Here is a 13,816-nt window from a genome sequence, read left to right as displayed (position 1 = left end):
TCCGGCACTAGGAGAGCGTCGAGTGCGATTCCTTGCGCTCCCCGTCCAGCTCCCTGACCATCTGCTGGAGCTCCGAGCGCAGGAAGTCCCGGGTGGCCACCTCGCTGATCGCCAGCCGCAGCCCGGCGATCTCCCGGGTGAGGTACTCGGTGTCGGCGATCGTGCGCTCGTTGCGGGCCCGGTCCTGCTCGTACTGCACCCGGTCGCGGTCGTCCTGGCGGTTCTGCGCCAGCAGGATCAGCGGCGCCGCGTACGACGCCTGGAGCGACAGCATCAGCGTCAGGAAGATGAACGGGTACTCGTCGAAGCGCAGCGCGGGCGGCGCCAGCAGGTTCCAGCCGATCCAGACCGCGACGAAGACCGTCATGTAGACCAGGAACCGGGCGGTGCCCAGGAACCGGGCGATCCGCTCCGACAGCCGGCCGAACGACTCGGGGTCGTAGTGCGGGCGGGGCAGCAGGCTGCGGCGCAGCTCCCGCGGCTGGTCCAGGCGTGGCGTCGTCATGGTGGCGTCCCCCGATCGGTCGGTCTCGGCTCGCCCGGGCCGGCCCGGCCGCCGCGCAGGGCCTCCTCCTCGGGATCGCCGGTCAGCTCGGCGGAGGCGTCCATGACGGCCTCCCGCCAGTCGCCCGGCAGCAGGTGGTCGAGCACGTCGTCGATGGTGACGCCGCCGAGCAGGTGGCCGTTGTCGTCCACCACGGCGCCCGCCACCAGGTTGTAGGTGGCCAGGTAGATCGCCACGTCCTGCAGCGGCATCGTCGGCCGCAGCGGGTCCAGGTCGCTGTCCACGATCCCGGCGACCAGGGTCGGCGGGGGCTCGCGCAGCAGCCGCTGGAAGTGCACGGTGCCCAGGTAGCGGCCGGTGGGCGTGGCGGTCGGCGGCCGGCACACGTACACCTGGGCGGCCAGCGCCGGGTTGAGGTCCGGGTTGCGGATGTGGGCCAGCGCGTCGGCCACGGTCGCGTCCGGCGGGACGATCACCGGGTCGGTGGTCATCAGGCCGCCCGCGGTGTTCTCGGCGTACGTCAGCAGCCGCCGCACCGGGGCCGCGTCCTGCGGCTCCATCAGCGTCAGCAGCCGCTCCCGCTGCTCGGTGGGCAGCTCGCCCAGCAGGTCGGCGGCGTCGTCGGCCTCCATCGCCTCCAGGACGTCGGCGGCCCGGTCCGCCTCCAGCCGGCCCAGGATCTCGATCTGGTCGTCCTGCGGCAGCTCCTCCAGGACGTCGGCCAGCCGCTCGTCGTCCAGGGCCGCGGCGACCTCCCCGCGCCGCTTCTCCGGCAGCTCGTGCACGATGCCGGCCAGGTCGGCGGGGCGCATCTTCTCGAACGCGGCGAGCAGCCCGGCGGCGCCCTGGCCGTGCTCGACGGACGAGAAGCCGTGCACGGCGTCCCAGTCGACCACGAACGTCTCGCCGCCGCGGCGCAGGCCGGGCCCGCGCATCCGGCCGGGCCGCCCGTTCCGCCCGGCCCGGCCGCGGCCCCGGCGCACCGCCACCTTGGAGACCAGCCAGTCGCGGGTCCGGGTCGGCTCCATCGCCACGTCCACCACGCCGACCGCCTCGCCGGTCTCGGTCAGCTCCACGGTCCGGTCCAGCATCTCGGCGAGGATCAGCGTCTCGGACTCGCGCTGGTGGAAGCGGCGCACGTTCAGCCGGCCGTCGAAGACGATCGCGTCCGCCTCGATCACGGTCACCCGGGTGATCGGCAGGAACACCGGGCGGCGCGGCGACACCTCCACCACCAGGCCGAGGACCCGCGGCGGCCTGCTGCCCAGGCGCAGCGCCACCACGACGTCGCGGACCCGGCCCACCTGGTCGCCGGACGGGTCGAACACGGCGATGCCGGCGAGCCGCGCGACGAACACCCGCGTCGGAGTCCCGGTCATGGGAGGGACATTACCCACGATCTTGGACCTCACCCGGAACCGGAAGGTGAACGGAGGGCATGTCACATCCGTACGGGGGCGCCCGTCCTTGGGGTGACAGCGACGGAACGGAGGACCGACATGTCCCGCATCTCCCTCGACCCGCCACGTACCCTGCGTTACCGGTTCGCGAACTGGCTGGTGCGCCGCAAGTTCGGCGCCGAGCTGGACCCGGCCCGCGCCATGGGGCACCACATGGGGGTTGCCACCGCGTACGCCATCCTGGAGGCTCAGGCGCTGGGCTGGAAGGCGGTGCCGCACCGGCTGAAGGACCTGGCGGTCATGGCCACCGCCGTCCGGGTCGGCTGCTCCTGGTGCGTCGACTTCGGCAGCTGGGAGTCGACGACCCGCGGCGTGCCGCTGGAGAAGCTGGAGGCGGTGCCGCACTGGCGCGACAGCGATCTGTTCGACGAGGAGGAGCGTCTGGTCATGGAGTACGCCGAGGCGATGACCGCCGACCCGCCCGAGGTCACCGACGAGCTGACGGCCGCGCTGCGCCGGTTCCTGTCCGAGCGGCAGCTGGTCGAGCTGACCATGATGATCGCCCTGGAGAACCTGCGCTCGCGCTTCAACGGTGCCGCCGGCCTCACCGGGCAGGGCTTCAAGGACCGCTGCGAGATCCCGGCCCGCCCGGCGGAGGGAACCGTGGCACGGTGACATCAGGGCAGGACCGCGCATCATGAGGGAGCCGGAGGGGCCCCGGGAGGCGCCCGGGAGGCGGCTGGAGGACTTCGAGGAGCATCGAAGGCTGCTGTTCGCGGTGGCGTACCGGATGCTGGGGACCGCCGCCGACGCCGAGGACACCGTCCAGGACGCCTGGCTGCGCTGGTCGGCGGCGGACCGGGCGGGCGTGGACGACCCGCAGGCGTACCTGGTGCGGATCACCACCAACCTGGCGCTGGACCGGCTGCGCTCCGCCCGCGCGCAGCGCGAGACGTACGTCGGCCCGTGGCTGCCGGAGCCGATGCTGACCTCGCCGGACGTGGCCGAGGACGCCGAGCTGTCGGAGTCGGTGTCGATGGCGATGCTGGTGGTCCTGGAGACGCTCAGCCCGCTGGAGCGCGCGGTGTTCCTCCTCAAGGAGGTCTTCGGCTTCCCGTACGCGGAGATCGCCGCGGCGGTCGACCGGTCCGAGGCGGCCGTCCGGCAGCTCGGCACCCGGGCCCGCAAGCACGTGGAGGCGCGCCGGCCCCGGTTCGGGACGGACCGGGCCGAGCGCCGGGCCGTCACCGAGCGGTTCCTGGAGGCGACGCTGGGCGGCGACCTCAACGCGCTCATGGAGGCGCTGGCGCCCGACGTGACGCTGTGGACCGACGGCGGCGGCAAGGTCAGGGCGGCGCTGCGGACGGTCCACGGCGCGGACAAGGTGGCGCGCTGGCTGGCGGCCGTGGTGAAGCGGTCGTACGCGGGCGTCAAGCCCGAGGACATGCGGATCCGGCGGGCCGACATCAACGGCGTCCCCGGCGTGGTCGTGGACGGCCCGGCGGGCCCCATCGGCACGATCACCCTGGACGTCGGCGGCGACGGCCTGGTGCACGCCGTCCACATGGTGGCCAACCCCGACAAGCTGGGTGCGATCGGCGACCGCAGGGAGCTGCCGATGTGAGCCGCGGCTAGCGGTCCGCCTTCCGGCGCCTGCCGCCGATCATGCGCGGCGGCGGCCCGGCGGTCGTCGCCGGGGTCGGCACGGGCCGCACGCTCGCGTAGTCCTCCCCGTACTCGCCGGGCCCCTCGACGACCTCGTCGGTCGGGGTGAGCCGCACGACGTACGACTCCTCGGCCCACCGCTCGGTCTGCCCCTCGTGCGAGGCCGCGTTCAGCCGGTCCTTGGCCAGCAGCGGCGTGACCTCGTCCCACAGCGGGGTGCCGGGCTCGACGCGCTCGCAGGCCGCGACGAACGAGACCAGCCGGCCGCCCTTGTCCTTGCCGCGCAGCGTGACCCGCAGCCGCTCGGCCTCCGGCAGGCCGGGCAGCGGCTGCTCGCCCTCGCCGCCGGTCAGCACGTACGCGGCGCCGTCGTGCCACAGGTGCCAGGCCGCCCGCGGCTGCGGCAGGCCGGGCAGGTGCAGCCAGAGCAGCCCGGACTTCCTGGCCGCCTCCGCGATCAGCGCGCTGGAGTCCGTCATAGCCGCCAGACTCCCATAACGCGCCGGTCGATAACATCCGCAGCATGCGCTCGCGACGTACCACCCTTGCGGTCCCCGGCAGCAACCCCCGCTTCATCGAGAAGGCGCAGGGCCTCCCCGCCGACGAGATCTTCCTGGACCTGGAGGACGCGGTCGCGCCGGACGTGAAGGAGCGGGCGCGGGAGAACGTCGTCGCCGCGCTGAACGACGGCGACTGGACGGGCAGGACCCGGGTCGTCCGGATCAACGACCTGGAGACGCGCTGGGCGTACCGCGACGTGATCGAGGTCGTGGAGGGCGCCGGCCGCAACCTGGACTGCGTGATGCTGCCCAAGGCGCAGGACGCCTCCCACGTCCAGTGGCTGGACCGGCTGCTCACCCAGATCGAGCGGGCGATGGGGTACGAGGAGGGCCGGATCGGGATCGAGGCCCAGATCGAGGACGCCCGCGGCATGGTCAACATCGACGCGATCGCCGCGTCGTCGCCGCGGCTGGAGACCCTGGTGTTCGGGCCCGGCGACTTCATGGCCTCGATCAACATGCGGACGCTGGTGGTGGGGGAGCAGCCGCCCGGCTACACGGAGGGCGACGCCTACCACTACATCCTGATGCGCATCCTGCTGGCGGCCCGCGCGCACGGCCTCCAGGCCATCGACGGGCCGTACTTCAACGTCCGGGACGTGGAGGCGTTCACGCGGGTGGCGCGGCGGTCGGCGGCGCTGGGCTTCGACGGCAAGTGGGTCCTGCACCCGTCGCAGGTGGACGCGGGCAACGAGGTCTTCTCCCCGTCCCAGGACGACTACGACCACGCCGAGCTGATCCTGGACGCGTACGACCACTCCACCCGGGTCGAGGGGCGCGGCGCCGCGATGCTGGGCGACGAGATGATCGACGAGGCGTCCCGGAAGATGGCGCTGGTGATCGCCGCCAAGGGGCGGGCCGCCGGGCTGGCGCGGACCAGGTCGTTCGAGCCGCCGGAGAAGTGAGCCGCGGGGCCTGACCGCGCCGGGCGGCGCCGCCCGGCACGTACGATTCGTCGCAGGGCCAGGAATTTCCGTGAGCAGCTCCAGGAGGTCGCGCGTGTCGGATCCGGCGGACAACGGCTGGGCTCCGCCCGATCCGGGGCGGGACCCGTCCCGAGAGCGGCCAGAGCGGCACGAGGGCCTTGAGCGGCCCGGGAGCGACCCGGCTCCGGAGCCGCCGGCTCCCCAGGGCTGGCCGGACCCGGGGCAGTACGGGCAGGCGCCGCAGCCGTACGCGCAGGCACCGCAGGCTCAGCAGTACCCGCAGCCGCAGCAGTACCCGCAAGCGCAGCCCCAGCCGTACTCCTACCAGTACGGGCAGCCGTACGGGGCGCAGCAGCCCTACGGGCAGCCGCAGCCGGAGCCGTACGGGGCCGCGCCGTTCGTCCCCGGGTACGGCTACACGCCGCCCGCCAAGCGCCCCTGGACGGTGCCGCCGCGGCCGGGCGCCAAGTACCACCACATGGCGCGGACCGACGTGCACCGCTGGTGGCGGCCCCTGGTCGGGTCGCTGGTCATCGTGGCCGCCGGCATGGCGCTGGTGATGGCGGCCGGAATCGTCGCGATGGTCGTCGCGGCGCTGGTCGCGGGAGAGTTCCCCACCGAGGCGGGCGAGGGCGGCACGATCCTCGGCGACCAGGTCGCCGACCTGGCGCTCAACCTGGCCGCGCTGGGGCTCTTCCTGCCGATCGTGCTGCTGGTCCCGTGGTGGATCCAGCGGCGGCGGCCCGGCACGCTGTCGTCGGTGGCGGGGCGGCTGCGGTGGCGCTGGCTGCTGGCCTGCGCCGGGGTGGCGGTGCTGTTCTGCGTGGTGTCGTTCGGCCTGTCGCTGCTGGCGAGCACGAGCGTGGACGAGCCGGTCGTCGAGGACGAGAACTTCGTCGGCTGGGGCCGGTTCCTGCTCGCCGCCGCGGTGATCCTCGCGCTGGTGCCGTTCCAGGCGTCCGCCGAGGAGTACGTGTTCCGCGGCTGGCTGCTCCAGGGCATCGGCGCGTGCACGCTGGAGAACGCGCGGAGCCGCGTCGGGCAGGCGTTCGGCAGGGTGTTCCGGACGCCGTGGCCGGGCATCGCGGCCGGCTCGGCGGTCTTCATGTCGCTGCACGGCTACACCGGCTTCGGGATGCTGGACGTCTTCCTCTTCGGTGCCGCCGCCGGCTGGCTGACCGTGCGCACCGGGGGCCTGGAGGCGGCGATCGCGCTGCACGTCCTGAACAACATCATGGCGTTCATGTTCCCGGCGGCCGTGGGCGAGCTGACGATCGAGCAGGGCGCGGTGGCCTGGCAGTACGTGGCCGCCGACGTGGTGTCGATGGCCCTGTACGCGGCGGCCGTGGCCTGGCTGGCCCGGCGGCTGCGGGTCCGGACGACCGTCGCGGACCCGGCGGCCGCCGCCGTCCCGGCCGGGGCGGCGCCCGCGGACGCGGTGGACGCCCCGCCGGGGACGCCGCCGTTCAGCGCGGGGCAGGAAGCCGCCGAGCGCTGAACCACTCGTAGCGCGCGGTCGCGGCGACGGTGGAGCCCGCCTGGGCGGACGCCGCCACCCCGACCGCGCCGGGCCCGTACGGTGCCGCCACGTCGTCGTACGCGGCGACCTGGCGGCCGTTCACCAGCATCCGGAGGCGGGTGCGGCCGTTCTCGAAGCGGCACTCGGCCTCGATCCGGTTCTCACCGCCGGCGTCGACGTCCGCCACGGCCGCGAGCGGGACGAGGTCGTGCCGCGCGCCGCCGCGGGCCTCCTTGACGATCCCGGCCTCGCCGGTCGTGGTGATCGTGAACGAGTAGCGGTTCTGGGCGTCGGCGACGGGGTTGCCGCCGCACCAGACGCCGTACTGCCCGCCGCCGGTCTGCATCCGGGCGGCCGTGGCGACCCGGACGCCGCGCATCCGTACCGCGTCGACCGGCGCGGTGGCCGCCATCCCCTGCTCGGGCAGGAGCTGGAGCAGGTAGCCGTTCTGGTGGTAGCGCGCGGTGCCGAGCGGGGTCTCCTGCCGCGGCCAGTCGCCGGTCTTTCCGAAGCCGTCGTGGAACGCGGCGCCGCCCGCCCGGGAGGCCGCGTCCAGCACCTGGAAGACGGCGTACGCGGTCAGCGCGCCCGCCGCCGTGGCCAGCGCCGCCAGCGCGACCGTCCCGCGCCGGAACGGGCGCCGCCGCACCGCCGAGGGGCCCGGCTCGGTCACCGGCTCGGCCGCACGGGCCGTTTCCGGCGCGCGCCCCTCGCCCTTCGCGGCTTCCGTGCCCTCCGTGACCTCTGACGGCGCGGGCGCCGGCCGGCGGGTGCGGGTGAGTCCGGCGGCCTCGGCGTCCCCGACGGGGTGGCCGGTCAGCTCGTCGATGAGGTCGCGGGCGGCCGGGCGCCGGTCCGGGTCCTTGTCCATGGCCCGCGCGACGAGCGCGGCCAGCCGCTCCGGCACGCCGCCCAGGTCGGGCTCCTCGTGCAGCAGCCGGTAGAAGACCTCGGGCCCGGTGACGCGGCCGAACGGCGGCTGCCCGGTCGCGGCGAACGCCACCACGGCGCCCCAGGAGAAGACGTCGGCCGCCGGGGTGACCTCCTCGCCGCGCGCCTGCTCGGGGGCCATGAACGCGGGCGTCCCTATCGCCACGTTCCCGGTGATGGGGGTGGACCCGGCGAGCTTGGCCACCCCGAAGTCGATCACCCGGGTGCCCTCGGGGGACAGGATGACGTTCCCCGGCTTGAGGTCGCGGTGCACGATCCCGGCGCGGTGCACGGCGGTCAGCGCGAGCGCCGTGCCGACCGCGACCGACTCCAGCCGCGCCCCGGCCAGCGGCCCGCCGGCCTTGACGGTGTCCCAGAGCGTGCGGCCCTCGACGTACTCGGTGACGATGTAGGCGGCCTCGTCGGTGACGGCGGCGTCCAGGACGGGCGCCGTGCAGAACGGCGCGACCCGCCGGATGGCCTCCACCTCGCGCTCGAAGCGCAGCGGGAAGCCGGGCTCGGCGACCCAGGCGGAGTGCATGACCTTCACGGCCACGGGGACGCCGTCCGGCCCGCGGGCGAGGTAGACCACGCCCATCCCGCCCGCGCCGAGCCGCCTTACCACTTCGTACGGGCCGACCTGGTGAGCGCCGGTCCCGGTGAGATTGGTCAGGGTTCCGCTCCGTTCCGTCCGTTCCGGTACGCCGGTGCAGCCCGGTCAGGGCCCGGCGGGGTCGGCGGGGGCGACCGGGACCCGCACGCCGTCGACGGTGACGGCTCCGGCGGCGGGATCGAGCAGGGGGCGGGGCGCGGTGTCCGGGCGAGGCTGACGATGCCGACCTGGCGCCCGCCGGGCAGGACGATCCAGCCGCCGACCAGCCGCGAGTTCCGTACGGCCGAGGTCGCCCGGTACAGGCCCGAGGGCGCCTTGACGGCGGGCGCCCGGAAGGCGAACAGGCCCTCCTCCTTGAGGCTTGGCGATGAGGGCCAGGACGCCTGCGAGCAGCGCCAGGAGCGGCCCGGTCTTACGCATGATGAGGTCCCCGAATGTCGCTTTCCCCTACCACAGCAAGCAGGGTGAAAACAGACAAGAAGGACAAGTGGCCATAAGCGGGCACGGAATCCTGTATCCGCGTTGAACCCCCGGCGAACGCCCTGCGTGCAGACCTAGAGGAGGCCCCAGCCGGTGAGGGCCGTGATGACCCCGGGAGCCGTGGGAAGGGAGCGGAGCTCGCCGGGCGTGAGCCAGCGGGCGTCTGCGGCGTCGTCCCCGGCCGCCAGGACGCCCCCCTCGGCCGTGACCGCGTAGTCGTGGATCTCGTACACGACCCCGCCGGGGCCGGGCCGTTCCACGGTGCCCACGAGCGCGCCCACCGCGACGTCCAGCCCGGTCTCCTCGCGCATCTCGCGGACCACCGCGGCCGCGTCGCTCTCGCCCGGCTCCACCCGGCCGCCCGGGATCGACCACAGCCCGGCCGCCGGGGCGTGCCCGCGCCTGATCATCAGCAGCCGGCCCGACCCGTCCACGGCGATCCCGCCCACGCAGCGCACCCTCGGCATGCTCACCACACTATTTTGTGCCCCTTTTCCGCCGCGTTGAGCTGGGAGATCTTGACGGGACGGCGCCCCACCACGCACTGTTGGTAGCCATGAGGGCGGAGCCCACGTGCCCACGCTGCGGTGGGCGGCTGCGCGCGCCCAGCCTCTGGTCGAGCGACTGGAACTGCGGCGTGCACGGCGTCGTACTGCCGAGACAGCCGCCCAAGCGGCCGAGCGCCGAGGGGCTCGCGGCGGTCCTGCGCGACGCCCGGGTCCCGGTCTGGGTCCCCTGGCCGCTGCCCAAGGGCTGGCTGGTCACCGGGTTCTGCGCGGTCGGCGACGACCGCAGCGGCGCCCGCGCCTGCACGGTCGCGCTGTCCGGCCCCGGCCTGCTCGGCGGCCCCGCCGACCTGCTGATCGTCGCCGAGGAGCCGGGCATCGGGCTCGGCGCGTTCTACGCCGGCCTGGAGTCCACCGACCCCGGGGACGTGTGCGACGGCAGCCCGCCGCACGGCAAGCTCGACGTCCGGGGCCCCACCGCCACCAGCGGCCACTCGGTGCCCATGTGGGCGGTGCCGTCCGCGCCCGACCGCGCCGCGTACGTGGGCGAGGCCATGGGCGACTGGCTCTGGATGATCCTCTGGCCCGCCGAGGCCGGGGTGTTCCTGCTGGACCGCCCCCACCTGCTCGACCTGCGCGAACCCGGGATGGAGCCGGACCTGCCGTACGGCGCGTTCAGCCCCCGCCTCCAGGACTGAGCGCCCGCCCGCGCCCCTCCCTGGTAGGAACGGGGCATGCGGATCGACCTGCACAGCCACAGCGCCGCCTCCGACGGCACCCGGCCGCCCGCCGAGGTCGTCCGGAGGGCCCGGGACGCCGGCCTGGACGTCCTCGCGCTCACCGACCACGACACGGTCGCGGGCTGGGCCGCCGCCCGGGACGCGCTCCCGGAGGGGCTGGCGCTGGTCCCGGGCATCGAGCTGTCCTGCCGGTACGACGGCCGCAGCCTCCACCTGCTCGGCTACCTGTTCGACCCGGACGAGCCCGGCCTGGCCGCCGAGCTGGCCCGGATCCGGGAGCACCGGCTCGGCCGGGCGCGCGGCATGGTCGACCGGCTGCGCGACCTGGGCGCCGAGGTCACCTGGGAGCGGGTACGGGAGCTGGCCGGCGGCGAGTCGGTCGGCCGGCCGCACGTCGCCCGCGCGATGGTCGAGGCAGGGGTGGTCGCGACCATGGACGAGGCGTTCACCCGCGACTGGATCGGCGCCGGCGGCCGCGCGCACATCGGGCCGTACCCGCTGGACCCGGTACGCGCCGTACGGCTGCTCAGGGAGGCCGGCGGCGCCGCCGTGCTGGCCCATCCGCGGGCCCGCCGGCGCGGCTACGTCTTCGGCGACGAGGTGATCGAGGAGCTGGCCGCGGCCGGGCTCGCCGGCGTCGAGGCCGACCATCCCGACCACGCCCCCGAGGACCGCGCCCGGCTGCGCTCGGTGGCCGCCGCCCTGGGCCTGCTCACCACCGGCTCCAGCGACGACCACGGCGCCATGACCGGCGACCGGCTCGGCTGCGAGACCACGGCCCGCGAGGACTACGAGGCCCTCCTCGACGCGGCCGGCGCGCGGGCGGCGTTCTCCTGAACGCGGCGGCGCGGCCGGGGGCGCTGCGGCTACGATCCTGCCGTCGACGGCGGAAGGACCGGAATGTCAGACGTGGCGTCACTGCTGCCCGAGGACCCCCGGCGGATCGGCCCGTACGAGGTGCGCGGCCGGCTCGGGCAGGGCGGCCAAGGCGTGGTCTACCTCGGCGCCGGCGCGTCCGGCGATCCCGTGGCGATCAAGCTGCTGCAGGCGTCGCTGCGCGGCGACGACCCGGCCCGCGCGCGCTTCGTCCGGGAGCTGTCGGTGGCGCGCCGGGTGGCCCGGTTCTGCACCGCCCAGGTCCTGGACGCCGACATCGACGGCGACCGCCCGTACATCGTCAGCGAGTACGTCGAGGGGCTCTCGCTGGCCGAGGTCGTCGCGGCGAAGGGCCCGCTGCCCGGCGCCCAGCTGGAACGCCTCGCCATCGGCACCGCGACCGCGCTCGCCGCCATCCACCAGGCCGGCATCGTGCACCGCGACTTCAAGCCCGCCAACGTGCTGCTCGGCCAGGACGGCCCGCGCGTGATCGACTTCGGGGTGGCCAAGGCGCTGGACCCCGGCTCCACCGGCTCCAGCGCGGTCGTGGGGACGCCGTCGTACATGGCGCCCGAGCAGGTGGGCGCCGAGTCCGTCGGGCCGCGCGCCGACGTGTGGGCCTGGGCCGCGACGGTCGTGTACGCCGCCACCGGCCGGCCGCCGTTCGGCAACGACACGATCCCGGCCGTGATGGGCCGCATCCTGAACGCCGAGCCCGCCCTGGGCGACACCCCCGAGCCGCTCCGCGAGCTCGTCCGGCTCGCCCTGAGCAAGGACCCCGAGGCCCGGCCCGCGGCGGCCGACCTGCTGATGCGCCTGATCGGGCACGGCGGCGAGCCCACCGAGATCATGGCCGAGGGCCGCACCCTCGCGGCCACCCGCCCCGACGGCACCCGCCTCCTCGCTCCCGGGGCTCCCGGGGCTCCCGGGGCTCCCGGGGCTCACACGGCTCCCGCGGAGCCGCCGGTCGCGCCGCCCACCGTCCCGCGGGCGCCGTCCGGCGCGAGTCGCTGGCTGCCCATGGCGATCTCCGCCGTCGCCGTCCTCGTCGCGATCGGCGCGGTCTTCTGGGCCCTCACGAAGGATTCCGGGACCGAGCGGGAGAGCCCCGGCGCGGCGGGCACGTCGCAGCGGAGCGCGGCGGCGGGGACCTCGTCGTCCAAGCCCGCCGGCCCGCGCCTCCTGGTCAGCCCGGTCGGCGACATCAGGGCGGACGCGAACAGGCAGGCGACCGTGACGCTCACCGCCGAGGGCGGCACGGTGGACTGGCGCGCGAGCGTGAACGGCGTGTCCCTCAGCCGGTCCAACGGCCTGCTCCAGGCGGGCCAGAGCCAGCAGATCAAGCTCACCCTCAGCGATGCCATCCACGGGACCGCGGTCTTCGAGGCCGAGGGGTCCCCCCAGCAGAAGGTGATCATGCGGCCCGCGTGACGCCCCGGCGCGACGGCGCCCATCCGGTCCGGGGCGCGCGATAGGGTGCGGGCGTGGACGCGCGCATCGAACAGGTTGTGACGTCGGGGACGCTGACCCTGGACGACACCGAGTACGACGTCGAGAGCAACACCTACATCGTCGGCGACGACGACGAGGTCATCGTGATCGACCCGGCCTACGACGCCGACGCCATCCTCAAGGAGGTCGGTGACCGGGAGGTCATGGCCGTCATCCTGACCGACGGCAACGAGCACCACCTCGGCGTGGTGCTGGAGGTCGCCGCCGCCGGCGAGGAGGACGAGGAGAACTGGGCGCCGATCGCGCTGCACCGCGCCGACCGGCTGCTGTGGCGCGACTACTTCGGCCGCCTCGCCAAGGACGAGGAGGACGAGGACGACGCCAAGGCGCTGCGGTCGCTGGAGCCCGATATCTGGCTGGAGGACGGCGGCGTCTTCGAGATCGCCGACGCCCAGCTGGAGATCGTGCACACCCCCGGGCACACCCCGGGCGCGGTCTGCGTGATCAGCGAGCAGCTCGGGCTGCTGTTCTCCGGCGACACGCTGCACCGCGGCCGGCCCGGCTCGATCGGCGGCGTCTTCGAGGACCTGCGCCGGCAGCTCAACTCGATCGGGGCCCTGCTCACCCCGCTGCCCAAGGACCTGCGGGTGCTGCCGGGCCAGGGCGAGGAGACCACGGTCGGCGACGAGGACGCCCGCTGGGAGAGCTGGGGCGAGCTGGCCCGCGAGAGCGACGACGGCTGATCCATGGTCGCCGAGCAGCTGGGCCTCGACGGGATGCCCCAGCGGCTTTACTCCTGCACGCCCTCGCGGCTGAACGCCTGGCTCGACTGCCCGCGGCGGTACCGGATGACCTACCTGGACCGGCCGTCGCCGCCCAAGGGCGCGCCGTGGGCGCACAACAGCGTCGGCTCCAGCGTGCACAACGCGCTGGCGGCCTGGTGGCGGCTGCCCGAGGAGGAGCGCTCGGTCGGGTCGGCCGGGGCGCTGCTGGTCCGCGGCTGGCTCACCGACGGCTTCCGGGACGCCGAGCAGTCCGCCGAGTGGCGGGAGCGGGCCCGCGAGATGGTCGAGCGGTACGTCGCCCGCCTCGACCCGGCCGACGAGCCGATCGGCGTCGAGCGCACGGTCGCGACCCGTACCGACCGGATCGCGGTGTCGGGCCGCATCGACCGGCTGGACGCGCGCGGCTCGGAGCTCGTCGTCGTCGACTACAAGACCGGGCGGCACGTGCTGACGTCCGACGACGCCCGCGGCTCGCTCCAGCTGGCGATCTACGCGATGGCGGCCGCGCGGGTGCTGCGCCGCCCGTGCCGCCGCGTCGAGCTGCACCACCTGCCGTCCGGTGAGGTGGCGGTGTGGGAGCACACCGACGAGTCGTTGCGGCGGCACCTGCGGCGGGCCGAGCAGATCGCGGCGGAGGCGGCGGCGGCCGACGAGGCGTACCGGAGCCGGCCCCGCGTGCCGCGGCCGCGTCCCGGCGAGGGCCCGGCGGCGGTCGACCACGCGCCGTACGACGACGTCTTCCCGCCGCGGACGAGCAACCTGTGCTCCTGGTGCGACTTCGCCCGCCACTGCCCCGAGGGCCTCCAGGCCGCCCCGCGCAAGGACCCCTGGGCGGCCCTCCCCACCGACTGACCCGCCG

Annotated in this window: 14 protein-coding genes; 9 read left to right on the top strand and 5 right to left on the bottom strand. The window is 74.9% G+C overall.

Annotated elements, in window-relative coordinates; all coding sequences use genetic code 11:
* Positions 1-7 precede the first annotated feature (7 nt).
* The gene (locus ACA361_RS01240; protein WP_375009858.1) at positions 8-505 is read right to left on the bottom strand and encodes a DUF1003 domain-containing protein; all 498 of its coding nucleotides are present in this window, start codon (positions 503-505) and stop codon (positions 8-10) included.
* Entirely contained in the window at positions 502-1,884 is a 1,383-nt protein-coding gene (locus ACA361_RS01235) for a magnesium transporter MgtE N-terminal domain-containing protein (RefSeq protein ID WP_375009856.1), read from the bottom strand. Before ACA361_RS01235 ends, ACA361_RS01240 begins: the two co-directional genes overlap by 4 nt.
* 120 nt (positions 1,885-2,004) lie before the next feature.
* Here ACA361_RS01235 and ACA361_RS01230 point away from each other — a divergent pair, with 120 nt between their 5' ends.
* Positions 2,005-2,580: a carboxymuconolactone decarboxylase family protein gene (locus ACA361_RS01230; protein WP_375009855.1), complete on the top strand. Its 576-nt coding sequence runs from the start codon at positions 2,005-2,007 to the stop codon at positions 2,578-2,580.
* Between the two features lie 22 nt (positions 2,581-2,602).
* Positions 2,603-3,529: an RNA polymerase sigma-70 factor gene (locus ACA361_RS01225; protein WP_375009854.1), complete on the top strand. Its 927-nt coding sequence runs from the start codon at positions 2,603-2,605 to the stop codon at positions 3,527-3,529.
* Positions 3,530-3,536: 7 nt separating this feature from the next.
* Here the strand turns inward: ACA361_RS01225 and ACA361_RS01220 are convergent, their stop codons facing one another.
* Positions 3,537-4,049 (bottom strand): hypothetical protein, encoded by a 513-nt coding sequence (locus tag ACA361_RS01220; protein ID WP_375009853.1) that lies wholly within the window; start codon positions 4,047-4,049, stop codon positions 3,537-3,539.
* Positions 4,050-4,093: 44 nt separating this feature from the next.
* Here ACA361_RS01220 and ACA361_RS01215 point away from each other — a divergent pair, with 44 nt between their 5' ends.
* Both ACA361_RS01215 and ACA361_RS01210 read left to right on the top strand, forming a co-directional pair.
* Complete coding sequence (locus ACA361_RS01215) at positions 4,094-5,035, top strand: HpcH/HpaI aldolase/citrate lyase family protein (RefSeq protein WP_375009852.1); 942 nt, start codon at positions 4,094-4,096, stop codon at positions 5,033-5,035.
* Between the two features lie 94 nt (positions 5,036-5,129).
* Positions 5,130-6,554, top strand: coding sequence for a lysostaphin resistance A-like protein (locus tag ACA361_RS01210; RefSeq protein WP_375009851.1), 1,425 nt, complete (start codon positions 5,130-5,132; stop codon positions 6,552-6,554).
* Here the strand turns inward: ACA361_RS01210 and ACA361_RS01205 are convergent.
* The gene (locus tag ACA361_RS01205; RefSeq protein ID WP_375009850.1) at positions 6,523-8,130 is read right to left on the bottom strand and encodes a protein kinase; all 1,608 of its coding nucleotides are present in this window, start codon (positions 8,128-8,130) and stop codon (positions 6,523-6,525) included. The genes ACA361_RS01210 and ACA361_RS01205 overlap by 32 nt on opposite strands.
* Positions 8,131-8,672: 542 nt before the next feature.
* Positions 8,673-9,065, bottom strand: coding sequence for an NUDIX hydrolase (locus tag ACA361_RS01200; RefSeq protein ID WP_375010874.1), 393 nt, complete (start codon positions 9,063-9,065; stop codon positions 8,673-8,675).
* Between the two features lie 89 nt (positions 9,066-9,154).
* Between ACA361_RS01200 and ACA361_RS01195 the strand changes: the two genes are divergently transcribed.
* The 5 genes from ACA361_RS01195 to ACA361_RS01175 all read left to right on the top strand — a co-directional run bounded on the left by ACA361_RS01195 (position 9,155) and on the right by ACA361_RS01175 (position 13,809).
* A complete protein-coding gene (locus tag ACA361_RS01195; protein WP_375009849.1) occupies positions 9,155-9,802 on the top strand; it encodes a DUF6758 family protein in 648 nt (215 codons plus the stop codon).
* 36 nt (positions 9,803-9,838) lie between these two features.
* Positions 9,839-10,681, top strand: a complete 843-nt coding sequence (locus tag ACA361_RS01190) for a PHP domain-containing protein (RefSeq protein ID WP_375009848.1) — start codon at positions 9,839-9,841, stop codon at positions 10,679-10,681.
* A gap of 63 nt (positions 10,682-10,744) precedes the next feature.
* Complete coding sequence (locus ACA361_RS01185; RefSeq protein ID WP_375009847.1) at positions 10,745-12,151, top strand: protein kinase; 1,407 nt, start codon at positions 10,745-10,747, stop codon at positions 12,149-12,151.
* Positions 12,152-12,204: 53 nt separating this feature from the next.
* The gene (locus ACA361_RS01180) at positions 12,205-12,915 is read left to right on the top strand and encodes an MBL fold metallo-hydrolase (protein ID WP_375009846.1); all 711 of its coding nucleotides are present in this window, start codon (positions 12,205-12,207) and stop codon (positions 12,913-12,915) included.
* A gap of 3 nt (positions 12,916-12,918) precedes the next feature.
* On the top strand, positions 12,919-13,809 hold the full coding sequence (locus ACA361_RS01175) for a RecB family exonuclease (protein WP_375009845.1): 891 nt from the start codon (positions 12,919-12,921) through the stop codon (positions 13,807-13,809).
* The last annotated feature ends 7 nt before the right edge of the window (positions 13,810-13,816 follow it).

This window comes from Actinomadura sp. 21ATH (assembly GCF_041951345.1).
Lineage (GTDB): Bacteria > Actinomycetota > Actinomycetes > Streptosporangiales > Streptosporangiaceae > Spirillospora.
Note: the sequence above shows the minus strand (reverse complement) of the source record. Positions and strands in the feature narration are given on the sequence as shown.

Excerpts from the sequence above, each read along its gene's own strand:
- ACA361_RS01240 (WP_375009858.1), bottom strand. The coding sequence starts at position 505 with ATGACGACGCCACGCCTGGACCAGCCGCGGGAGCTGCGCCGCAGCCTG.
- ACA361_RS01235 (WP_375009856.1), bottom strand. The coding sequence starts at position 1,884 with ATGACCGGGACTCCGACGCGGGTGTTCGTCGCGCGGCTCGCCGGCATC.
- ACA361_RS01230 (WP_375009855.1), top strand. The coding sequence starts at position 2,005 with ATGTCCCGCATCTCCCTCGACCCGCCACGTACCCTGCGTTACCGGTTC.
- ACA361_RS01225 (WP_375009854.1), top strand. The coding sequence starts at position 2,603 with ATGAGGGAGCCGGAGGGGCCCCGGGAGGCGCCCGGGAGGCGGCTGGAG.
- ACA361_RS01220 (WP_375009853.1), bottom strand. The coding sequence starts at position 4,049 with ATGACGGACTCCAGCGCGCTGATCGCGGAGGCGGCCAGGAAGTCCGGG.
- ACA361_RS01215 (WP_375009852.1), top strand. The coding sequence starts at position 4,094 with ATGCGCTCGCGACGTACCACCCTTGCGGTCCCCGGCAGCAACCCCCGC.
- ACA361_RS01200 (WP_375010874.1), bottom strand. The coding sequence starts at position 9,065 with ATGCCGAGGGTGCGCTGCGTGGGCGGGATCGCCGTGGACGGGTCGGGC.
- ACA361_RS01195 (WP_375009849.1), top strand. The coding sequence starts at position 9,155 with ATGAGGGCGGAGCCCACGTGCCCACGCTGCGGTGGGCGGCTGCGCGCG.
- ACA361_RS01190 (WP_375009848.1), top strand. The coding sequence starts at position 9,839 with ATGCGGATCGACCTGCACAGCCACAGCGCCGCCTCCGACGGCACCCGG.
- ACA361_RS01185 (WP_375009847.1), top strand. The coding sequence starts at position 10,745 with ATGTCAGACGTGGCGTCACTGCTGCCCGAGGACCCCCGGCGGATCGGC.
- ACA361_RS01175 (WP_375009845.1), top strand. The coding sequence starts at position 12,919 with ATGGTCGCCGAGCAGCTGGGCCTCGACGGGATGCCCCAGCGGCTTTAC.